Source organism: Chloroflexota bacterium (assembly GCA_040902225.1).
Lineage (GTDB): Bacteria > Chloroflexota > Limnocylindria > QHBO01 > QHBO01 > CF-167.
Genome location: JBBDXT010000004.1, coordinates 850,662 through 870,696, shown reverse-complemented (window position 1 = coordinate 870,696; position 20,035 = coordinate 850,662). Strand labels below are relative to the sequence as shown.

The following is a 20,035-nucleotide window of genomic DNA, read 5'->3' as shown; positions in this document are numbered from 1 at the left end:
CCCCCCCCCCCCCCCCCCCCCCCCCCCCCCCCCCCCCCCCCCCCCCCCCCGCCGTAGGTCTTGCGCGCCGCGGCGGACGGAGTCATCGGTCTATCCTGGCGCCCATGCTTCAGCTAGGGCCTGCACCAGTGAGCCTCCGCCAGGTGGATCCGGCGTCATCGGTCCAGTTGCACGAGTCCGACCCGGGCGAGCTGATGCGCACCTGTGCGAACTGCGGCTCGGCCATGGAAGAGCGCAAGTGCAAGCTGATCTGCACCGGCTGCGGCTACTTCCTCTCCTGCTCGGACTACTACTGACGAACCAGAGCAGCAGGCCCGGCGCACCATCTGGACGCATTCCGCTGCCGGGAGTACCCTGCACTCCCTGAGGGCTGGGCTGTCGGTCAAACCTCTGCGTCAATGAAGAGGCCCTCCGATGTTGAGACTTGGCACGCGGCGTCGGTTTTCTGGGCTGCTCGTGAGCAGCATGATGGTTACCGCGCTGGGCGGTGGTTCCAGCCCGGTCCTGGGCGCCGACGGTGACCCGGCCACCATCCTGTTCGTCGGTGAGATCGCGAGCGCGACCTCGTACAACCACGTCGGTGTTGTCTTCGACAAGCGGCTCGACGAGACCGTTCCCGTTCCGTTCGACCATTTCACCGTAACCATCGACGGCACGCCGCATGATCCTGTTGGAGGCGACTACCTGCTGTCGGGCCTCGCAGGAACTGGCGGTCCCTTCGATCCGAGCGGCACGACGCTGATCCGGCTGGATCTGCCCCCGAGCGCCAGCATCGGGCCCTCGTCGGAATTCCAGGTCAGCTACCAGGAGGGACCCGCCCCGCTGCGCGACCTGTCGTTGACTCCGCCGCTGACCCCGCAGACCGTCGCTGGCGAGGTCCTTGACATGGGCGATTTCGAGTTTCTCGGCGCCCTGGTGGATGCTGCCAATGCGACGAACCGGCTGACCTTGCTCTTCACCGGGCAGGTGGACCTGGACTCGATTCCTGCGCTTGACGACTTCGCGGTCACCGTTGACGGAGTCGCAGATGCAGTCTCGCTGGTCGAACCGCGCTTTACGGACATCGGGCTCGGAGTGGTCGACCTCGTCCTGGCGACACCCGTGCAAGGCGGGCAGGTCGTGGACTTCACCTACACTGCCGACCCCGATGGGAACCGATTCACGGCACGGAACGGCGGCCTGGTCCTCGGCTCGTTCTCCCAGACGGGAGTCGCCCTCTTCATCCCACCGACGACCGCGACCGCGGCACTCGCAGCGGGAGAGACGCTCTCAACCGCAACCGGGGCTCCTTCGCCCGAGGATCCGCTGGTGACGGCGGTTACGAGCCCCATCGCGGGCACGGTCACCATCGCCGAGGTGACGGTGGATCCGTCACCCGCCGGCTACACCTTCTTCGGTGAACAGGTGGTGATCACCGCGCCGGTCGCCACCGACGCTGCCGACCCGCTGCTGCTCACCTTCAAGCTGGATGCGTCCCTGGTGCCCGATGGCGAGAACGCACAGTCGATCGTGATCCTGCGCACAGCACTCAACAGCACCGAGGTCGTGCCGGAGTGCGACGACATCGCGCCCGCCGCCGCCGCCGCAGTCGCCTCTCCGTGCGTCTGGCAGCGCGTCGACGAGGTCGGGGGCGGTGTCTCGATCACGGTGGCCACTCTGCAGGCGAGCAAGTGGAACTTCGGCCGTCCGACCCTGGCTACGCGTTTCGATAGCTTCCGTCCGCCAGTTGACGCGGCCCCTGTCCGCAACGGAATGAAGGCGGGTACCGCAGTCCCGCTCAAGTTCAGCCTCGGCGGGAACCGGGGCCTGGCGATATTCGCCCCGGGCTCGCCCTCGTCGCAGCCGGTGACATGCGATACGGGCGCGCCGTATGACGGCGTGGAGGTTACGGTCACTGCGGGCGGCTCGAGTCTCAGTTACGACGCCGCCAGCGACACCTACACCTACACCTGGAAGACGCAGAAGGAATGGACCGGCTGCAGGAAGCTGACCATGACCTTCGCCGACGGATCGGTCCAGGAAGCAATCTTCCAATTTCGGCCTTGAGCGGGGGATAGAACGGCCCGGCTACTGAGCGGATCCGGTGGGGCTTGACCCCGGGTCAGCGCTTTCTGCCGACGGGACGTTCAACTGGTTTCTGCTCGCGCACCAGCAGGTCGATCGCCGAGCGAAAGCGCGCCCCCGATGCATGCCGCCGCAGCCAGATGAGGTAGTCGATGTCCCGCCTGGCCACGTCACGCAACATCCAGCCCGAGTAGCGCCCAAAATCGAGCGTGACCAAGGTGGCGTCGTCGCCATCCGCCAGCGGGGCTCCGTGGCTTCTCGGTTCGGCGGCGGTGCGGGGCGGGTTTGCCGTTCGCTCGCGCTCATACGTCCTGCGAGCGGCCTCGTCTCGCACCTGTGCGTAGGCCCAGTTCAGATCCGCCATGCGCCGCTCGGCGGCAGCGTCCAGGGGTGCGTCCTTGCCATCGGGATGCAGCTTGCGGGCGAGCACGCGGTAGGCGGCTCGAACGACATCGGGGTCCGCATCCCGGATGACATGCAGGATGCGATACGCGTCGCGTCTCTCCACACCCTCAGCCTATCCCCAGGCCGCTACCTCTTGGCCTGGGACGCGTGTTGCTCTTCCTGCTCGCCAAGAAGCTTCAAGATGGCGGCGCGGTACCGGATTCCTGAAGAGTGGCGGCTGAGCCAGCGGAGGTAGTCAGGGTCCTGGCGGACGAGTGCGCCCAGCGTCCAGCCGGCGTATCGCCCGAAGCTGATCGTCAGGGAATCCACGTGCTCGCCATTCGGGCCGGCCTGCACGCGCTCGGTGAGTGAGCCGCTGCCCAGGCGCTGGTAGTCGTGGCCGTTATCGCCCGGACCCATCGCCACCAACTCTGTATTCCGCTTCTTGTCGTAGGCGAGCCGCGCGGCTCGATCCCGAAGGATGAGGTAGGCACGGTTCAACTCCGCCAGGCGGACCTCGTGGACTCCGGTCTGGTCCGTCCTGGGATTGAGCTTGCCCGATAGCACGCCAAACGCCGCCGCGATCACGTCCGCATCGGCGTCAGGGTCGACCTGGAGAACCTTGTAAAAGTCTTGTTCGCTCACGAAATGCAGGGACCTGTGTGCTGAATCAGTATTGTCATACCGATCGAGCCAATTTCCAATAGCAAAAGTCCTTACAACTGGGGCCGGTAGGCCTGGGCCGAGATGGTCCAGCTGAGCCTCGAGAAGGCACCCTGCCGCAGTGCGCCGCCGACGATCAGGAACCGGCCATCGAGTGCTGCCCCGTGCGCACCGTGAACGGGGAGTGGCGGTGGCGACAGCGGCTCCCAACGGGTCGTCTCTGACCGAGTATCGAGCATCCAGTGGCGGTCGATCACCCCGCCCGCCCCACTGGGATCCTCGCCGCCTGAGACGAAGATGACGCCGTCCACGACTCCCTCGGACGCGCCACTGGTCGCCTCAGGGAGGAGCGGACCGTCGCGCCATGAGTCGGTGCTCGTGTCGTAGATGTCGACCCGGGTATGGATCTGGCTGCCGGATCGGCCGCCGATGGCCCAGATCTCGCCCTCGACGACAACCGCGGCGAGGTGGTTTCGCGGTGTCGGGATCGGGGCTCCGGTTGTCCATGCATCGGTCGCGGGGTCGTAGGCCAGGACCTTGGCGGTCACGCCGACCCCGCCAACCACGTACAAACGATCGCCGATGGCCACAATCCGATGCCCCAGGCGGGGCTCCGGCATCGGCGCCAGCTCGCGCCATGCTTCCGTCGCGGGATCGAGCGCCCAGAGTGTCGGCTGGGGTGTCCCGTCCGCAGCGGCACCCCCGCCGGCATAAACGACGCCGTCCAGGCCGGCTGCCGCCGCATGGTGTCGGGCCGCGGGGAGGGGAGGCGCTGACTCCCAGGCGTCGAGCGCCGGGTCGTAGGCCGATACCTCCCCAGTGGCCTGGCCTCCGAGGCCCGTCAGCCCCCCGATGACGTACAGCCGCCCATCCGCGACCGCCGCCGCCGTTTCGCCGCGCCCGGACGGAAGCGGGGCAAGCAGCGTCCAGCCCACCGCGTCCCGCGGTCGCGGGTTGGTCATCATCAGGAAGGCGACATAGGCCATGACGCCAATCGCAACTCCCAGCAGCACAACAACGATGACCCGCACCAGCCGACGAATCATCGGCTGACGCTATCAGGCCTCGCTCGTCCCCGCACCCCCGGATTCGGGGCAACTGATTCGGGTCTGCCTGAACTGCGGGGCGACGCTGACCGTCGGCGACACGCCGATCATGGGGGAGTACGCTGGGTCAATCCACGAGATGAGGAGTTCGCGGTGCGACGACCAAAATGGGTATCGCTTTCCGCAGCGGCCGTCGCCGCAGTGCTCGTCAGCGCAACAACCCTCGCGGTCGAGCCCGTGGTGTTGACGCCTGACCTGGTGACGATCGAGCCGAAGGACTTCAGCATTGACACCTCGACCGTCTCCGGTCGCCGCCTGCTGCGATTCGACAACGAGGTCCTCAACACGGCGCGCGACGGGAGAGGGGCACTGGCCGCCAACATCGGGCCGCTGGAGGTCTTCCCCAGCAAGACGAAGTGCGGCACCAGAGGCGAGGACCGCATCGCGATGCAGCGCCTCTACCATGACGCGAACGGCAACGGCGTGTTCGAGCGCGGGACCGACACCTCCTCGACCACCGCCGAGGCGGGCTGTATGACGTTCCACGCCCAGCATCGGCACTGGCACATCGACAACTTCGCGTCGTACGAGCTCTACGCCACCGATGTCGACGGCGAGCGCACCGGCCTGTCGCTGACCAGCAGCCCCAAGGCAACCTTCTGCCTCATCGATGTCCACAACCCCCAGGCGGGCGTCACCGGCTCGCCGTCGAGCAAGTACTACCGCAGCTGCGGGCGGAACGCGACCGAAGGGCTGAGCATCGGTTGGAGTGACGAGTACCCCAGCACGATCTCCGGCCAGTGGGTCGACATCACCGGCCTCGCCGCTGGCCTGTACTGCTTCGTCTCCACCGCGGATCCGACCGTCCACCTTACGGAGCGCAACGATGCGAACAACGCGGCGTCGGTTCGCGTGCAGATCGGCTTGACCGCCAGCGGACTGGCCGAGACTGACTGCTGAGTGCCCTACGACTCCGAGCTGAATGGAGTCTCATCATGAGCGTAAATCCTCGTGCTGTGTTGCAGGTGGACGCAATAGGCGCCCGATAAACACCTGCCCAGTCGCGCAGCCGGCGACGGCCTAGCGGGCAGTACATCGGTCCGGGTACGGAGGCGACTTTGTGCCCTGACTAGGGGCGATAGGCCGGCGCTGTGATGGTCCAGCAGAGCAGCGCACGCGCCACGGTCTATCCTCAACCGATGCCAACCCTGAACCTCAACGGAGCCGATATCGCCTACGACGAGGCTGGTTCAGGCCATCCGCTGCTGCTCGTCCACGCCGGGATCGCCAACCGGCACATGTGGGATCCGGTCTGGGAGGCTCTGGCTGCCCGGTTCCGGGTGATCCGCCCCGATCTGCGCGGCTTCGGCGAGTCCATCGCCGCCACCGAGGCCTTCACCAACTGGCACGACCTCGCCCGGCTGCTCCGGGCGCTGGCCGCGGTGCCGGCCCACGTGATCGGTGTCTCGATGGGTGGGTCGGCGTCGCTCGACCTGGCGCTGGGCGAGCCGTACAAGGTGGATCGCCTGGTAGTGGTCGCTCCAGGCCTTGCCGGCTGGGAGTGGGCTGATTCATTGAAGGCCGATTGGGAGGCAGAAGAGGCCGCCTGGCAGCGAGGCGACCTCGACGAGGTGGCATGGGCCAATGTGCGGACCTGGGTTGACGGGCCACTTCGAGGCCGCGAGGCGCCACCCGAGCTGCGACAGGCCGTGTTCGACATGTACCGCCCCGCCCTTGAGCTCCAGGCCGTCGAGGGTGCAGTCGACGCTGAGCCGCTCGAGCCGCGGGCTGCGGATCGGCTGGGGGAGGTCGGCGCGCGCACGCTCGTGGTGGTGGGAGAGCTGGATCAGCCGGACATGATGGAGATGGGGGTGCACCTGGCCGCGTCCATTCCGCACGCGCGGCTGGTCAGGATGCCCGGCGTCGCGCACTTGCCGCCAATGGAGGCGCCAGAGGAGTTCCTGCGCATCGTCACGGAGTTCCTGGAGAGCTAGCTGGGCACGCGAGCGTTCCAGGCCGGCACTCGGTCGGCGTCAAGGTTGGGTGTGCAGCACAGCCGCACAGCCGCACAACCAGACTCGGCGCGCAGAGCCGGGCCGCCGTGGTACCGCGCACGAGTAATTGCCTGGTAAGCGGCGTTGCCGACGATTCGGGAATGACGACGCCCCGCTTCCTCTGGGACGAGGACAAGGAGGCTGACAATGTTCGCAAGCACGGGGTCGACTTTCGGCAAGCGATCGAGGTGCTTTTGGATCCCCTCGCCAGGTCTGAGGAAGATGTGGAGCACTCAACCGGTGAGCAACGCTGGAGCACGACGGGAAGGTCTCGCAGGGGCCAAGTCCTCCACGTGACAACGTCGGAGGACGGCTTTACCATCCGGATCATCTCCGCACGCGACGCCACCAGGCGGGAACGACATGCCTACGAAGAAGCCTAAGCCTCCCAAGCCCGTCCAGGCGCGCGTTGAGCGAGGCCGGTACGCTCGCCTCTCATCCGATGGCTACGTCGTTGAGGTCACGCCGTCTCCGAAATCCAAGGATGTGACCCCGGACCGCCCGCGCCCGCGCCCGGCAGGGTCCCAGGGGTCGTAGCTTCGCGCTAATGCGTTCGCGTCACAGTCGGTTGTGCAGCACAGCTACACAGCCACACAGCTGCACGGCCCCACAGCCGCACAAAGGACCCTGACACCGGAAGTACCCGGTGCGAAATGTTCGCCCGCCGCGAGCGAATAGCGCCGCACCAATTGCGCCGGGTGGCGAGGACCACGGCCCGCCGGGCCACGTCGCTATCGGTCAGGTGTGGCGTCTGATCCAGACCGCCAGCTCCTCCTCACTCGACGTGCCGGCGGCAAGGGAATCCATCATGGCCACGACATCGGCATCGGCGGCACTCAAGACCACCCCATTCAGGTCAAGAAACGTCGCGAGGGCCAGGAAACCGATGCGCTTGTTGCCGTCCGCGTAGGGATGGTCCCGGACCAGGCCGAACCCGTAGGCCGCAGCCAGATCGGCTAGATCGGCCTTCGGGTCGTATCGCCACCGCTGTTGCGGGCGGGCCAACGCCGACCCGAGCGCGTTCTCGTCGCGAAGGCCTCGCAGGCCGCCGTGCTCACGGAGCTGGTCCAGGTGGAGCGCGTCAATGGCGAGGCGCGAAAGCCAGGTCGGCTCTTCCATCCCCCGGCTAGTGGGCCAGTTCGCGGAGCGCGCTTCGATACCGCTTGGCCAGCCGGCGACCAACGCTGACCGCCTCGAGTGTGGCGGCGTCATAGGGCGTCAACAGGATCCCATCGGTCGTCTCGACCGCCAGCACCTCGTCGCCCGCGCCCAAGCTGAGCCGATCAGCCATCTCCTTGGGCAGGGTCGCGCTCACCGAGCCGCCGGCCTGGCGGAGGCGAATCTGCTTCAACATGAGACGAACCGTAGCATAAAGATGCTACCTGTCAAGGAGCCGGTTGAGCCTCGCATCGAGCGAGGCCGATACGCTCGCCTGCCCCGCGTCATGGCCGCTCGCGTAGCACGAAAGCACGATTGCACGAAGGACGCTGACAGCAGAGCACCCGCCGCAGCCACCCGCAGCAGAACCGCGCCTGCCCCTAAGCCTCGGTCTCCACCGGGAGCAGGTCGCGCATGCGCAGGTAGTTCTCGACCGCGGCCGGCCGCCCCAGGAAATCGGCCACCATGTCGTCGCCGGATCGGGTGCCGTTCGGCTCCAGGATCGCGCGGCGGTAGGCCATCCCCACACCGGGTGAGGTGATCCCCTCATCCATGAAGCGACCCCACAGGTCGTCGCCGATCACCTCGGCCCACAGGTAGCCGTAATAGCCGGCGTCGTAGCCGCCCATCAGGTGCCCGAACGAGGCGACCGCGCACGTCCCCTTCGGATAGGGGAGCGAGGTGACCTCGAACGCCTCGCGCATGGCGGCGTCGAGGTCGACCGCCTCGCGGCTGGCGTGCATCGCCATGTCCTCGGCGCCGTAGCTCACCTGCCAGGCGCCACGCAGGCCCACGTTCAGGTATCGGCTGCCGACCATGCGATCGATCAGGTCCTGCGGAATCGGTTCAGCGGTCTCGTGGTGCCGTGCGAAACGGGCCAGGATGGATGGCTGCCAGACCCAATGCTCCATGATCTGGGAGGGTGCCTCGACGAAGTCGCGCTCCGTCTCGGCTCCGCTGAATCGGGCCGATTCGGCGCGCGTCAGGCTCTCGTGCAGGATGTGCCCGAACTCGTGGAAGAGGGTCTCCAGCTCGCCGTGCGGCCCATGCCGCAGCAGGCTGGGCCGATCCGGTCCGGGGGGCGTCAGGTTGGCGACGATGGCGCTTACCGGGGTCGCGTAGCTGCCGTCGGTGCGCCGGTGTCCCAGCTCCAGCGGGAAGGCGGCCGCGTGATAGAACTTGCCCTCGCGCGGGAACAGGTCCGCGTAGAAGTGGGCGATCAGCTCGCCGCTCGCCTTGTCGCGGATCTCGTACAGTTTCACGTCCGGGTGCCAGGCCTTCGCATCCGGGACGCGGCGGTACTCGAGGCCGAAGACCTCCGCGGTGAGCGCGAACATCCCGTCGATCACCGGCTCGAGCGGCAGGTAGGCGCTGACCAGGTTCTGGTCGACGCCGTGCTCCTCGCGCGACTGCTGGTCGTCGTAGTAAGTCCAGTCCCAGGCCTGGATCGGACCGATGATGCCGTCCCGCTCGGCTCGCGCCTGGAGCGTCGCCACCTCGCGTTCGGCGGCGGCTCGCAGCGGCGGCACGATCTGGGCGTAGAACTCCTCGACCCGTTCGGGCGTGCCGGCCATCTTGACCTCGAGCGCGTAATGCGCCCAGGTGGGAAGGCCAAACAGCTGCGCGATCCGATGTCGGAGCTTGAGCGCCTCTTCCAGGATCGGCCGATTGGTGTCGACCGACGCTGTCCAGTTCCGGCGGAAGAGCTTCTCCCTCAGCGACCGATCGTGCGCCTGGGCCATGAACGGGACCATCTCCGGCCGCTTGATGCTGACTTTGTACCTCCCCGGCTCGCTGCCGGGGCTCAGGCGCTCGACGTAGTCGTCCGGCAGCCCGGCCAGGTCTTCGCGGCTGACCTCGATCCCTTCTTGGTCGTCATTGATGTTGCGGGCGAAGGCCACCTCCAGCTCAACCAGGCGCTGGCGCAGGCTCTCGAGCTCGGCCTTGTCCTCCGCCCCGAGCTCGTGGCCCGCCCGACGGAAGTCGCGCAGCCAGAATTCCAGCAGGCGCTTTGGCTCGCCCTCGAGCGCGGCCGCCTCCGGCGTGTCGGCGAAGGCGCGTACTGCGCGGAAGAGGTCCTCCCGGAAGGGGAGGCCGACGTTCCACTTCTGGACCGCCTCCTTGGCCGCCTGGCCTGCGTCGCGCACATCGGCGTCGGTGTGGACATAGGCCATGAACGCGCCGCGCGAGTAGCCGACCAGCGCGGCGGCTCCGGCCAGGTCGAGCGGGCGCAGCGTCGCCTCGAACGAGGGGGCATCGACGCTGGCGACGGCACACTCGATGAGGGCATCGGCCTCGGCCAGGGCGGCGGTGACCGCGGTGCGGACCGATTCGACGGAGGTGTTCGTGAAGTCGTGCAGCATCCTCAGATGACCGCCGTGGCGAGCAGAGGCTTGCGGTGCAGCACCGCGAACTTGGCGTCGAATTCCACCTCGCGGTCGACCAGCGAGCGCACGTTGACATCGGTGACGGGGATCCATCGAGGTTCATTCGCGCGCAGGTACGGCACCGCCTCGGCTCCGGCGTAGATGAAGAACGTGGCGGTGATGACGTACGCGTCGGTGACGGCCAGCATCCGATGCTCGCGCTTCTCGATCATCTGTTCCTCATCCACCGGCGGAACGTAGTTCGAGCGGTCGATGACCAGCGTCAGCTCGTTCAGCCGGACGTCGAGGCGTGGCGCCGCGTCGGCGGACCGCGTGGCCTGCGGAGTCAGGACCGCGCCATCGCTGACGGTCAGGATCTCGTCGTGAAAGTTGAGGAGGTCGGAGAGGCGGGAATACGCGCCCAGGCTGACGGAACCCGCGATTCGGGCGTCGGATGAGACCAGCTCGAGTTCCAGTTGCGGGCCGCCTTGGGCCCCGGCCTGGAACGTCGATTCTTCGGCTGACTGCATGCGCGGACCTCTCTTATCGGGCGGCCGGTGGCGCGGTCCTGGAGTTTCGCATGCTAACCCTCCGGCCAGCGCTCGTCGAAGACCACGTCGTCGCGAGGGAGCCGCGGGCGCAGCTGCTCGGCGGGATCGGTCACGGGATCGGATGGCACACGCCGCGGGCTGCGGTCTCTCGACGGGTCAGATTCAGACCAGGGCCGCGTTACCACGTGTTGGGCGGCCGGAATGGGCCGCGCTGCAGGACCACAGCTGCATCTGTCTCTGACGAGGGGATTTCCGCCAGATAATGCGGCCCTGATCTAAATCTGTCCGAATTCGGTCGCGGGTATGCTCGACCGGTGGAAGCCTCCATCCGGGTCGTCCCCTCAGCCGCACTCAGCACCCACGAGTGGTCGACCCTGACCGACCTGTGTGTGGCGGCTTTCGCCGAGGACTGGGACGGCTATTGGGAGTCGATCGGGCCGGGCGTCCACGTGATGGCGGAGGAGGCGGGACGCGGCATCGTGGCGCACGCCGCCATTGTCGATCGGCTCCTGTACCCGGGTGACGCGACCCTTCGCGCCGGCTATGTCGAGGCCGTGGCGGTCGTGCCGGACCTGCAGCGCCGGGGCCTCGGAACCAGGGTGATGGAGGTCATCAACCGGATGGTCGACGAGGGTTACGAGCTCGGCGCGCTGGGCACCGGCAGCCACGAGTTCTACGCGCGGCTGGGCTGGGTCATCTGGCGAGGCCCGACCTGGATCCGCGAGCGCGACGGGCGCCTCGAGCGATCGCCCGGCCTCGACCTCTCCCGGCCGATCGCGGTGGACTGGCGACCCGGCGAGGTCTGGTAGCGCGGCAATCCGGCTAGGATGTGCGCCGCATGCAGGAAACACCCTCGGCAGGCGGCACCCCTGTCATCCAGGTCAGCGACCTCGTCAAGGTCTACAAGGGCGGTACCCGGGCGGTGGACGGGGTCAGCTTTACGGTGGGCGAGGGCGAGTTTTTCGGCTTCCTGGGGCCGAACGGCGCAGGCAAGACCACCACGATCCGGATCCTGGCCACGCTGCTGCGCCCGACATCGGGCTCCGCCACCGTGTCGGGCATCGACGTCATGGCGCATCCGGGCGAGGTCCGCAGGCAGGTCGGCTTCGCGATGCAGACGGTGGCCGTCGATCCTCTCGCCACTGGCCGCGAGAACCTGGAGCTGATTGGACGCCTCCGGCGCGTTCCAGCAGCCCAGTTGCAAACCCGCATCGACGAACTCCTCGTGCTCATGAAGCTGACCGAATCGCAGAAGAAGGTCGTCGGCACGTTCTCCGGTGGCATGAAGCGCCGCCTCGACCTGGCGAGTGCATTGCTGCATCGGCCGCGGGTGCTCTTCCTCGATGAGCCGACGGAGGGGCTCGACCCGCAGAGCCGCAACGCCCTGTGGGAGGAGCTCGAATCGGTGAACGCCTCAGGCACGACCATGCTTCTGACGACGCACTACATGGAGGAGGCCGATCGGCTCTGCAAGCGGATCGCGATCATCGACGAGGGCAAGATCGTCGTCGAGGGCACGCCCGCGGAGCTGAAGCGCACGGTCGGCAACGACGTGGTCGAGCTCGCGCTGGAAGCCGACGGCGCCGATGATCTGGATCGGCAGCGCGCCGACATCGGGCGGATGCTGGAAGGCTTCGAGCCGGTCGCCGAGATCAAGCCGAGCCCGTCTGGAATTCAGCTCTACGTCTCGAATGCCGCTGCCGCGATTCCGGAACTGATGCGTCGTCTGGACGGGGACGGCGTCCGCATCGGTTCACTCACGATGCACCAACCCTCGCTGGACGACGTCTTCCTGCGCTACACCGGAAAGACGATCCGCGAGGAGCAGGCCAACGTCCATTTCACCGGCTGGTACTGAGACCGAACGATGCTTGGAATTGCCTACGAGACCTTCCTGCTCGGTCGCCGCTCCTTCCTGCGCTGGGCTCGCGTGCCGGGCAACTGGCTGAGCACGCTCTTCTTCCCGCTCATCCAGCTGGTCATCTTCAGCCAGCTGTTCAAGGACATCATCCAGCTGCCAGGCTTCGAAGAGTCGAGCTACCTCGCCTACCTGGCACCCGGCCAGATCGTGTTCGCCGTCTTCCTGGGGGTGTCGTGGGTGGGGATCAACCTGCTGATGGACTTCCACAGCGGCTACCTGGACAAGCTGCGCGTGACGCCCATCAATCGGATCTCGATTCTGTTCGGGGAGATGGTGCCGCTCTTCTTCACCTGTGCGCTGATGGCCGCCGTCATCCTCGTCACGAGCATCGTGCTGGGGGCGAGCCTCGTAACGGGGATCCCTGGCGCCCTGGGCATCCTGGCGCTGTCCGGACTCTTCGGGATCGCATGGGCCGGCACCTCGTTCGTGCCCGCCCTGCTCACCAAGAACGAGCAGGCGGCCGGCACCCTGTCGCTCCTCTTCTTCCCCCTCGCCTTCATGTCGACCGCCTTCGTGCCGGTCGAGCGCATGCCGGAGTGGCTGCAGGTCGTCAACCAATGGAATCCGATCAGCTACGTCATCGAGGCGCAGCGCGGGCTGATGTCGACCGGCTTCGACGCAGCGTTGATGGGCAAGGCGCTCCTCGCCATGGCGATCCTGTTCGTCGTTACCCAGGGGGCCACGATCTGGGCCTTCCGGCGGCTCACCGCCTAGAGATTCAAGGGCTGGAGGCTCGTCGGACACGGGTTGTGGCCGGTTAAGGACGCGCAGGGGGGTCTCTCACTGCGGTGTCATGGCCGCGCGTGCATTCGTGCAGCACGAGTGCCCGAGTGCATGATCAGCGCTGACGCCGAAGGATCTCGTCAATATCAGTCTCTACCTGTAAGGAAATCGGGCAGTGTCTCACTTTGGGCCAAGCGAACCGACGTGCCCGGATCGCGGCCCGTACCATGGCTGAACGACGCGAATCCTAATAGAGAGCCGGTGATGCATGTTCAGATCGTCACCTACCGCGTGGAAGGCGTCAGCGACGCCGACTTCATCGAGGCGAACAGGGAGTTCGCTGAGGCGATGGCAGGCGTGCCCGGGCTGCTCGCCAAGGTGTGGCTGAAGCGCCCCAACGGGGATGTCTACGGCGGTTTGTACCTCTGGCGGGACCGCGAGGCTTACGAGGCGTTTCTGGCGAGTGAGCTGTGGGCCGAGGTTCTCAACGACGCTTCGATGCTCGCCGTGGAATCCGCCGACTACGGCGTCATGCAGGAACTCACGCGGGCCACGCAGCTCGGATTGAAGCTGCTGTAAGCGGCTAGTCTCGGCTGCGCCCCCCGCTCTTCTTTTCCGGTAGTGCCCGCACCTTCGCCGCGTTGACGACGCGCTTTGGAGGGCCTACTCTGACCAACCCCGCCCTCCCCAGCGAGTAGTGCTCATGTCCCTTTCAGGCCGTCCTATCCGATTCGTCGCGCTCACGATCGTGCCGGTCATTGCCGGCCTCGTCCTGCTCGCGGCTTCCCCGGCGACCGTCGCGGCAGCCAGGCCGCCGGGCGGGACGGCGAAGGTGGGCGGCAGCCCCAGCGTCGGCTATGACATCTCCTACCCGCAATGCGGTGGCCCGTTCCCGACGAAGCCGGCGTTTGGGATCGTGGGCGTGAACAGGGGGATCGTCTTCCGCCCCAATCCGTGCCTCGGCACGGGGAACGGCCCATCCGAGCTCGCCTGGGCTGGCGGCCTGGAGGCCCAGCTCTACGCCAATACCGGTAACCCTGGCCCCGCCCTCTCGACCCACTGGCCCAACGGGCAAACGTTCCCGCGCGAGTGCGACACGGGAGCGTCGCCAGGGTCGGACACCGCCGACTGCGCCTACGACTACGGCTGGAACGCGGCCGCCGACTCCTACCAGACGGCGGTCCGCGCCTACATCTCGCTGGGGCTTGCCCCATCGGGCGCGACGTCCACGCCGCAGGCGAACGTGTGGTGGCTGGATGTTGAGACCAGCAATAGCTGGCGGTCCGATGTCACGCTCAACGTGGGTGCTCTTCAGGGTGCAGTGGCGTACCTGCAGTCCGTGAATGTCGTGGACATCGGTTTCTACTCGACACAGCAGCAGTGGAACCAGATCACCGGAGGCACCCTCGTCTTCGGCGCTCATCCAAGCTGGCTGGCCGGCGCAACGACGCTGCGCCAGGCCAGGGATAACTGCACTCGCACCGCATTTACCGGCGACGTCGTGACACTGGCCCAGTACTTCGCGAAGGGGTTCGACGCCGACCTTCGCTGCTAGGAGTCTTTCGCGGGAACCGAGGGGCGGCGCCCCGGCGCCATCGGCGAATGACGGCCTTTGGAGACCTGTCCAGGGTCGGTCAGGGCCCCGAGCTGCGTGAGCAGGCCGACCTCATCCTCCTCGAAGAAGCCGTCGACAAACCGGTCGCCGTCGAGTCGGCGGATCGAGATGCGCGACCACGAGACCTTGGTTCCGGTCGGAGCGATTGGTCCTATCCGGCTCTGGTACACGCCGTCGTGGGTGCCACTCAAGATCTCGACGCTCACTACGCGGTCACCCTCGACGATGACCTCCTCGACGCTGATCCGGAAGTCGGGGAACGCGGTCCGCCAACGCGTCACGAGCTCGGCGACACCCTCCATGAATTCATCACCGCGCAGGTATCGGTTCATGGCGGCGACGTTGCCACCACTGAAGACGTCCTCCAGGTAGCGGCGCACGAGATCCTTGCCGTCAACCTCTGAGATTCCGCTCATTCCAGATCTCCTTTGCAGTCCTCCTTCCTGCGGCGCACCATATCGGCGGCTGAACGCAGGGGCACCCAGGAGGTACCGTGAACTTCAACAGCATTCTGATCGGGTCGGAGGACCCGCAGCGCCTCGTCGATTATTACACCAAGCTCCTTGGCGAGCCGACCTGGAGCGACGGCGGCTACGTCGGCTGGGCGATCGGCTCCGGCGCGGTCACCATCGGCCCGCACGACCAGGTCCACGGCAAGAACGCCCATCCGGGCCGGATCATCTGGAACATCGAGAGCACCGAGGTGAAGGCCGATTTCGAGCGCTTCAAGGCCGCCGGCGGCGTCGTCATCCGCGAGCCGTACACCTTCGAGGAAGCGCCCGGATCCTGGATCGCCACCTTTGCCGACCCGGACGACAACTACTTCCAGCTCATGAGCCCGATGCAGCCCGGCGAACCTTCCTAGGGGGCAGACGACCAAGTTGGCCGTGCGTGTGCGGGAATAATAGGCGCCGAGCCTTCGCCCGGTCAGATGCGAAACTTGGCGCATTAGATCAGTCGTTCGAACGGATTCACCCGCCCTCGACTGATCGGGAGCGTGCCTACGATCGAGGGCGCGGGCACTGAGCTCTGCCGGGACGCCAAGTGGTGGGAGCCCGACGAATCGGGACCAACTCCGCGATCGGCTGGCCGAGATCTTGGTCGCGGTAGCCATGCTGATCGGATCGCCGTAAGCATGCTCCCAAAAGGCGCCCTTGCGCAGACGGCGAGGGAGGCAACCGGGCTACCATCGACGGGTGACCCAGCGACCTTCGGATGCCCCCGCGGACGACTTCGTCCACCTCCACGTCCACTCCGAGTTCAGCCTCCTCGACGGCCTGAGCCGGATCGGAGACATGACCCGCCGGGCCGCCGATGCGGGGATGAAGTCGCTCGCCATCACCGACCACGGGGCGATGTATGGGGCGATCGAGTTCCACCAGGCCTGCGGTCGGGCGGGGATCAAGCCGATCATCGGCGTCGAGACCTACGTGGCCCCGCGCAGCCACCTGGAGAAGGAAGCCAAGGTCGACGCCAACCCCTACCACATGATTTTGCTGGCCAAGGACCTGACCGGCTACCGCAACCTGATGACGCTGGTCACCAAGGCCCACCTGGACGGCTACTACTACAAGCCGCGCATCGACAAGGAGCTGCTGGCTCAGCACTCGAAGGGCCTGATCGGCACTTCAGCCTGCCTCAGCGGCGAGGTCCTCAGGCGCCTGGCCGATGGCGACGAGCGGGCGGCGCGACAGGCGGCCGACGAGTATCGGTCCATCCTGGGGAAGGACAACTTCTTCATCGAGGTGCAGGACCACGGCGTGCCCGAGCAGGCGCGACTGCACCCGCAGCTGGTGGAGCTGGCACGGGGCATGGGGATCCCGGTGCTGGCCACCAACGACACGCATTACACCGTGCCGGAGCAGCACGAGGCGCATGACCTGCTGCTGTGCATCGGGACGGGGAGCAACCTCGACACACCCGGCCGGCTGCGGTTCGAGACGAACGAGTTCTACCTGAAGTCGCCCCAGGAGATGCGGCGCCTCTTCCGCGGCGAGCTGTCGGACGCCATGGACAACACCCTGCGCGTGGCCGAGATGGTCGATCTCAAGCTCGAGTTCGACCAGCTGCGACTGCCGCACTTCCCGGTGCCGGATGGCGAGACGGCGACGACCTGGCTGCGCAAGGAGTGCGAGCGCGGCCTCGTGGCCCGCTACGGAAACGACCCAGCCGAGCCGGTCCGTCAGCGGCTCGAGTACGAGCTCGGCGTGATCGAGCGGATGGGGTACGCCGGCTACTTCCTGATCGTGGCCGACTTCACGCGCTTCGCCCGCGAGCAGGGGATCATGACCACCTGCCGGGGGAGCGCCCCCGGCTCGATCGTGACCTACTCGCTCGGCATCACGCCGGTCGACCCCATCGCCTATCGGCTCCCGTTCGAGCGCTTCCTGAACCCCGACCGGGTGACGATGCCGGACATCGACATCGACTTCGCCGACTCGCGACGCGACGAGGTGATCGAGTACGTCACCCGCAAGTACGGCGACGACAAGGTGGCCCAGATCATCACCTTCGGGACGCTGGGCGCCAAGGCGGCCATCCGCGACGTGGGCCGTACCATGGGGCTGACCTACGCCGAGGCGGACCGCGTCGCGAAGTCGGTCCCCAACGAGCTGAACATCAGCCTCGAGCGCGCGGTCGACACGTCGCCGCAGCTGCGCGAACTGATCGCCGGGGACGAGCGCGTCGAGAAGCTCATCGGCGTCGCCAAACAGCTCGAGGGGGTGGCGCGGCACGCCAGCACACACGCCGCAGGCATCGTGATCAGCCGCGAGCCGCTGACTGAGATCATGCCGCTCCAGCGCGCCACCGACGGCCGCACCACCATGACCCAGTTCGAGATGCACGCCTGCGAGGCGCTGGGCCTCCTCAAGTTCGACTTCCTGGGCCTCATCAACCTCACCATCCTGGCCGATGCGGTCGACCTGATCCGTGTGCACCGGGGGGTGGCCGTGGACGTCGACAGGTTGCCGCTGGACGACACGAAGACCTTCGAGCTGCTCTCGACCGGGGAGACGACCGGCATCTTCCAGCTCGAGGGCTCGGGGATGCGCCGCTACGTCAAGGAGCTGAAGCCCACCGAGGTGCGCGACTTGGCGGCCATGGTCGCGCTCTTCCGACCTGGGCCGATGGCCAACATCCCGGCCTACATCCGCCGCAAGCACGGCCAGGAAGCGGTCACCTATCTGCACCCGTCGCTCGAGCCGGCACTGCACGACACGTATGGGATCTTCGTGTACCAGGAAGACATCATGACCGCCGCTATCGCCATGGCCGATTACACCGGGCCGGAGGCGGACAACCTGTGCTACGCGATCCGCAAGAAGAAGGAATCGGTCCTGCGCGAGCACGAGGCGAAGTTCAAGGCGGGAGCCAAGAAGAAGGGGATCCCGCCATCGGTGGTGGACCAGGTCTTCGCCGCCTTCGAGCCGTTTGCCCGGTATGGGTTCAACAAGGCGCACGCCACCTGCTACGGGCTGATCGCCTACCAGACCGCGTACCTGAAGGCCAACTACCCCGTCGAGTTCATGACCGCGGTGCTCAACGGCTTCCGGGAGCGCGCCGAGAAAGTTGCCGCGGTGGTGGCCGAGTGCCGGCGGTTGGGGATCGCGGTCCGGCCGCCGGACGTGCAGGCATCCCAGGCGCTCTTCACCGTCGAGGCCGATGCGTCCGGCGCCACAGAGGCGATCCGCTTCGGCCTGGCCGCCATCAAGAATGTGGGCGACGGAGCGATCGAGGCGATCGTCGCCGCGCGCGAGGGTCGCGCCGAGGCCTCGGATGTTGCAGGCCCGTTCGCGTCGCTGGACGACCTCTGCCGCCGGGTGGATCTGCGCACGGTCAACAAGCGCGTCTTCGAGTCGCTCGTCAAGGCCGGCGCGATGGCCTCGCTCGGGTCGCTGAGCTCGCTATTGGCCCGAGTGGATGTTGCCCTGGAGTCCGGCGCGCGCCATCAGCAAGACGTGGCGGCGGGGCAGGGGACCCTCTTCGACCTCTTCGCGGCGCCGGTCGAGGGGTCTGTTCCGCCGGTTGCGGCCGCGGTTGACGAGGACGAGGTACCTCGCAAGGAGCGGCTGCGCTGGGAGAAGGAGCTGCTGGGCCTCTACCTCTCGGAGCACCCGCTGGGCGATATCGCGGACCAGCTGCCCGATTACGTGACGGCTTACACCGGCGACCTGGCCGAGGAGAGCGACCAGGCCAAGGTGACGCTGGGCGGCATCATCCAGTCAACGCGCCGCGTCATCACGCGCGCCGGCTCGACCATGCTCGTCGCGACCCTCGAGGACCTGACGGGGAGCGTGGAGGTGGTCGTCTTCCCGAAGGTATTCAGCGAGACTGCCAACGCCTGGGCCGATGACGCCGTGGTGCTGATCACCGGTCGCGTCGATCGACGCGACGATGCGGCGCAGCTCCTGTGCGAGACGGTGCATGCCTGGGACGATGCCGTGCGGATGGGCCCGCTGGCCTTCGGCGCCGAGCGGGACCGCCTTGCGCGAGCCCGTGCGCGCCCGGGCTCCTGGTCCCCGCCTGCCAACGGCAGCGGTGGGGGAGCCGATGCGCCACCGGTTGCGCTGCCGCGCGGTGTCGAATCCACCGAGGCGACGGTCGCGGTGCCGGTCGCGGCATCGGTCGCCGCGATCCCGGTCCGACCGGTGGAGCCCGCAGAGGAATCGCCCGCGCCCAGCGACGCCGTCCCGGTCCGCGCGGCTGCCTCGGAGGGCGAGGTGCCGCCGCGTGGCGCCGGCACGATCTCAATCGGCTTTGCCAGTGAGGTGGACCTCGAACAGCTGCTGCCGGCGATCGAGGCGCTGACCGCCGCCATCCGCGGCCGGCCGGGCTCGCTGCCGGTGGTCATCAACATCCCCGTCGCCGGCGCCACGCGGCAGGTGCGCCTCCCGCTTCACGCCGAGTGGGACGAGCGGCTCGGCGACCTGCTCACCCGTGCCGCGGGCCTGCCGCTGGCGGTCAGCCTGCTGGCCGTCGCGGTCGAGCCCTGACCCGGCTGCTATCCTGCCGGCCGTGACCACCGCCAAGCCGATCGAGGACACTTCGAACCTCGCGCCCCCGGTCCCGAAGAGCGCCACGCCGCATCGGTCGCCGCGCACGACATCCCGCAAGGCCGGCTCTCGCAAGTCCGGCCCGCCGACTGGCGAGGACCTGGACGCTGCGATCCTGCGCTTCCTGCGGGCCACCCCTAACGAGGCGGTGGATCTCACCCCACTGGCACAGCGGCTCGGCGCCGATCCGGTCGCTATGCAGCTCGCAGTGGAGCGCCTCCACGCGCGACGGATGGTGGTCGCGCCGTTCATCGAGCCCGGACGCGCCGGTGGGGCGGAGCTCACCAATGTCGGGCTGCGGTGGCTGATCGCCCGCGAGGGCGGCAAGCCGAAGGATGTCCCGGTCGCCTTCAATCCGGCCAAGGCACGCGTCCGCGCCCAGGACGAGGCGGCTCGTCTGCCTCGCGCCCAGGTCTACGGAGTGAACCGCTAGACC

Annotated in this window: 21 protein-coding genes; 13 read left to right on the top strand and 8 right to left on the bottom strand. The window is 67.4% G+C overall.

Annotated elements, in window-relative coordinates:
* Positions 1-128: 128 nt before the first annotated feature.
* Together WEB29_06665 and WEB29_06660 are read left to right on the top strand one after the other, a co-directional pair.
* Positions 129-296, top strand: a complete 168-nt coding sequence (locus WEB29_06665; GenBank protein ID MEX2136625.1) for a hypothetical protein — start codon at positions 129-131, stop codon at positions 294-296.
* A 169-nt stretch (positions 297-465) separates the two neighbouring features.
* Positions 466-2,046 carry a PxKF domain-containing protein gene (locus tag WEB29_06660; GenBank protein ID MEX2136624.1) on the top strand — a complete coding sequence of 527 codons (1,581 nt, stop codon included), beginning with the start codon at positions 466-468 and terminating at the stop codon, positions 2,044-2,046.
* Between the two features lie 55 nt (positions 2,047-2,101).
* Here the strand turns inward: WEB29_06660 and WEB29_06655 are convergent, their stop codons facing one another.
* From WEB29_06655 to WEB29_06645, 3 genes are all read right to left on the bottom strand, one after another.
* Positions 2,102-2,572, bottom strand: a complete 471-nt coding sequence (locus WEB29_06655) for a DnaJ domain-containing protein (protein ID MEX2136623.1) — start codon at positions 2,570-2,572, stop codon at positions 2,102-2,104.
* A 23-nt stretch (positions 2,573-2,595) separates the two neighbouring features.
* Positions 2,596-3,093 (bottom strand): DnaJ domain-containing protein, encoded by a 498-nt coding sequence (locus WEB29_06650; GenBank protein MEX2136622.1) that lies wholly within the window; start codon positions 3,091-3,093, stop codon positions 2,596-2,598.
* Between the two features lie 71 nt (positions 3,094-3,164).
* On the bottom strand, positions 3,165-4,157 hold the full coding sequence (locus WEB29_06645; GenBank protein ID MEX2136621.1) for a kelch repeat-containing protein: 993 nt from the start codon (positions 4,155-4,157) through the stop codon (positions 3,165-3,167).
* Positions 4,158-4,310: 153 nt separating this feature from the next.
* On the opposite strand from WEB29_06645, the gene WEB29_06640 reads away from it, so the two are divergent.
* From WEB29_06640 to WEB29_06630, 3 genes are all read left to right on the top strand, one after another.
* Positions 4,311-5,117: a lysyl oxidase family protein gene (locus WEB29_06640; protein MEX2136620.1), complete on the top strand. Its 807-nt coding sequence runs from the start codon at positions 4,311-4,313 to the stop codon at positions 5,115-5,117.
* Positions 5,118-5,356: 239 nt separating this feature from the next.
* The gene (locus WEB29_06635) at positions 5,357-6,151 is read left to right on the top strand and encodes an alpha/beta hydrolase (protein ID MEX2136619.1); all 795 of its coding nucleotides are present in this window, start codon (positions 5,357-5,359) and stop codon (positions 6,149-6,151) included.
* 161 nt (positions 6,152-6,312) lie between these two features.
* Positions 6,313-6,594, top strand: a complete 282-nt coding sequence (locus tag WEB29_06630) for a BrnT family toxin (protein ID MEX2136618.1) — start codon at positions 6,313-6,315, stop codon at positions 6,592-6,594.
* A gap of 355 nt (positions 6,595-6,949) precedes the next feature.
* Here WEB29_06630 and WEB29_06625 read toward each other — a convergent pair whose 3' ends face one another.
* The 4 genes from WEB29_06625 to WEB29_06610 form a co-directional block, all read right to left on the bottom strand.
* Complete coding sequence (locus tag WEB29_06625) at positions 6,950-7,330, bottom strand: type II toxin-antitoxin system death-on-curing family toxin (GenBank protein ID MEX2136617.1); 381 nt, start codon at positions 7,328-7,330, stop codon at positions 6,950-6,952.
* Between the two features lie 7 nt (positions 7,331-7,337).
* Positions 7,338-7,565 carry an AbrB/MazE/SpoVT family DNA-binding domain-containing protein gene (locus WEB29_06620; GenBank protein MEX2136616.1) on the bottom strand — a complete coding sequence of 76 codons (228 nt, stop codon included), beginning with the start codon at positions 7,563-7,565 and terminating at the stop codon, positions 7,338-7,340.
* Positions 7,566-7,749: 184 nt separating this feature from the next.
* A complete protein-coding gene (locus WEB29_06615) occupies positions 7,750-9,732 on the bottom strand; it encodes a M3 family metallopeptidase (GenBank protein ID MEX2136615.1) in 1,983 nt (660 codons plus the stop codon).
* A 2-nt stretch (positions 9,733-9,734) separates the two neighbouring features.
* Positions 9,735-10,265 (bottom strand): hypothetical protein, encoded by a 531-nt coding sequence (locus WEB29_06610; protein ID MEX2136614.1) that lies wholly within the window; start codon positions 10,263-10,265, stop codon positions 9,735-9,737.
* Positions 10,266-10,600: 335 nt separating this feature from the next.
* Between WEB29_06610 and WEB29_06605 the strand changes: the two genes are divergently transcribed.
* The 5 genes from WEB29_06605 to WEB29_06585 all read left to right on the top strand — a co-directional run bounded on the left by WEB29_06605 (position 10,601) and on the right by WEB29_06585 (position 14,485).
* Positions 10,601-11,095: a GNAT family N-acetyltransferase gene (locus WEB29_06605; protein MEX2136613.1), complete on the top strand. Its 495-nt coding sequence runs from the start codon at positions 10,601-10,603 to the stop codon at positions 11,093-11,095.
* Between the two features lie 29 nt (positions 11,096-11,124).
* Complete coding sequence (locus WEB29_06600) at positions 11,125-12,144, top strand: ATP-binding cassette domain-containing protein (protein ID MEX2136612.1); 1,020 nt, start codon at positions 11,125-11,127, stop codon at positions 12,142-12,144.
* 9 nt (positions 12,145-12,153) lie between these two features.
* Complete coding sequence (locus WEB29_06595; protein MEX2136611.1) at positions 12,154-12,921, top strand: ABC transporter permease; 768 nt, start codon at positions 12,154-12,156, stop codon at positions 12,919-12,921.
* 120 nt (positions 12,922-13,041) lie between these two features.
* The gene (locus WEB29_06590) at positions 13,042-13,509 is read left to right on the top strand and encodes a YdhR family protein (protein ID MEX2136610.1); all 468 of its coding nucleotides are present in this window, start codon (positions 13,042-13,044) and stop codon (positions 13,507-13,509) included.
* A 124-nt stretch (positions 13,510-13,633) separates the two neighbouring features.
* Complete coding sequence (locus WEB29_06585; protein ID MEX2136609.1) at positions 13,634-14,485, top strand: hypothetical protein; 852 nt, start codon at positions 13,634-13,636, stop codon at positions 14,483-14,485.
* On the opposite strand, the gene WEB29_06580 is transcribed toward WEB29_06585, so the two are convergent.
* On the bottom strand, positions 14,482-14,961 hold the full coding sequence (locus WEB29_06580) for an ester cyclase (protein MEX2136608.1): 480 nt from the start codon (positions 14,959-14,961) through the stop codon (positions 14,482-14,484). The two genes, WEB29_06585 and WEB29_06580, sit on opposite strands and share 4 nt — an antisense overlap.
* Positions 14,962-15,038: 77 nt before the next feature.
* Between WEB29_06580 and WEB29_06575 the strand changes: the two genes are divergently transcribed.
* The 3 genes from WEB29_06575 (at position 15,039) to WEB29_06565 (ending at position 20,032) form a co-directional block, all read left to right on the top strand.
* A complete protein-coding gene (locus tag WEB29_06575) occupies positions 15,039-15,410 on the top strand; it encodes a VOC family protein (GenBank protein ID MEX2136607.1) in 372 nt (123 codons plus the stop codon).
* Positions 15,411-15,741: 331 nt separating this feature from the next.
* Positions 15,742-19,539, top strand: coding sequence for a DNA polymerase III subunit alpha (locus WEB29_06570; protein MEX2136606.1), 3,798 nt, complete (start codon positions 15,742-15,744; stop codon positions 19,537-19,539).
* Positions 19,540-19,561: 22 nt separating this feature from the next.
* Positions 19,562-20,032 carry a hypothetical protein gene (locus tag WEB29_06565; protein ID MEX2136605.1) on the top strand — a complete coding sequence of 157 codons (471 nt, stop codon included), beginning with the start codon at positions 19,562-19,564 and terminating at the stop codon, positions 20,030-20,032.
* The last annotated feature ends 3 nt before the right edge of the window (positions 20,033-20,035 follow it).

What these genes read in the sequence shown, in the direction of transcription:
- WEB29_06660 (MEX2136624.1), top strand. Translation starts at nt 466, where the DNA reads ATGATGGTTACCGCGCTGGGCGGTGGTTCCAGCCCGGTCCTGGGCGCC.
- WEB29_06645 (MEX2136621.1), bottom strand. Translation starts at nt 4,157, where the DNA reads ATGATTCGTCGGCTGGTGCGGGTCATCGTTGTTGTGCTGCTGGGAGTT.
- WEB29_06635 (MEX2136619.1), top strand. Translation starts at nt 5,357, where the DNA reads ATGCCAACCCTGAACCTCAACGGAGCCGATATCGCCTACGACGAGGCT.
- WEB29_06630 (MEX2136618.1), top strand. Translation starts at nt 6,313, where the DNA reads ATGACGACGCCCCGCTTCCTCTGGGACGAGGACAAGGAGGCTGACAAT.
- WEB29_06625 (MEX2136617.1), bottom strand. Translation starts at nt 7,330, where the DNA reads ATGGAAGAGCCGACCTGGCTTTCGCGCCTCGCCATTGACGCGCTCCAC.
- WEB29_06620 (MEX2136616.1), bottom strand. Translation starts at nt 7,565, where the DNA reads ATGTTGAAGCAGATTCGCCTCCGCCAGGCCGGCGGCTCGGTGAGCGCG.
- WEB29_06615 (MEX2136615.1), bottom strand. Translation starts at nt 9,732, where the DNA reads ATGCTGCACGACTTCACGAACACCTCCGTCGAATCGGTCCGCACCGCG.
- WEB29_06610 (MEX2136614.1), bottom strand. Translation starts at nt 10,265, where the DNA reads ATGCAGTCAGCCGAAGAATCGACGTTCCAGGCCGGGGCCCAAGGCGGC.
- WEB29_06600 (MEX2136612.1), top strand. Translation starts at nt 11,125, where the DNA reads ATGCAGGAAACACCCTCGGCAGGCGGCACCCCTGTCATCCAGGTCAGC.
- WEB29_06595 (MEX2136611.1), top strand. Translation starts at nt 12,154, where the DNA reads ATGCTTGGAATTGCCTACGAGACCTTCCTGCTCGGTCGCCGCTCCTTC.
- WEB29_06590 (MEX2136610.1), top strand. Translation starts at nt 13,042, where the DNA reads ATGATCAGCGCTGACGCCGAAGGATCTCGTCAATATCAGTCTCTACCT.
- WEB29_06585 (MEX2136609.1), top strand. Translation starts at nt 13,634, where the DNA reads ATGTCCCTTTCAGGCCGTCCTATCCGATTCGTCGCGCTCACGATCGTG.
- WEB29_06580 (MEX2136608.1), bottom strand. Translation starts at nt 14,961, where the DNA reads ATGAGCGGAATCTCAGAGGTTGACGGCAAGGATCTCGTGCGCCGCTAC.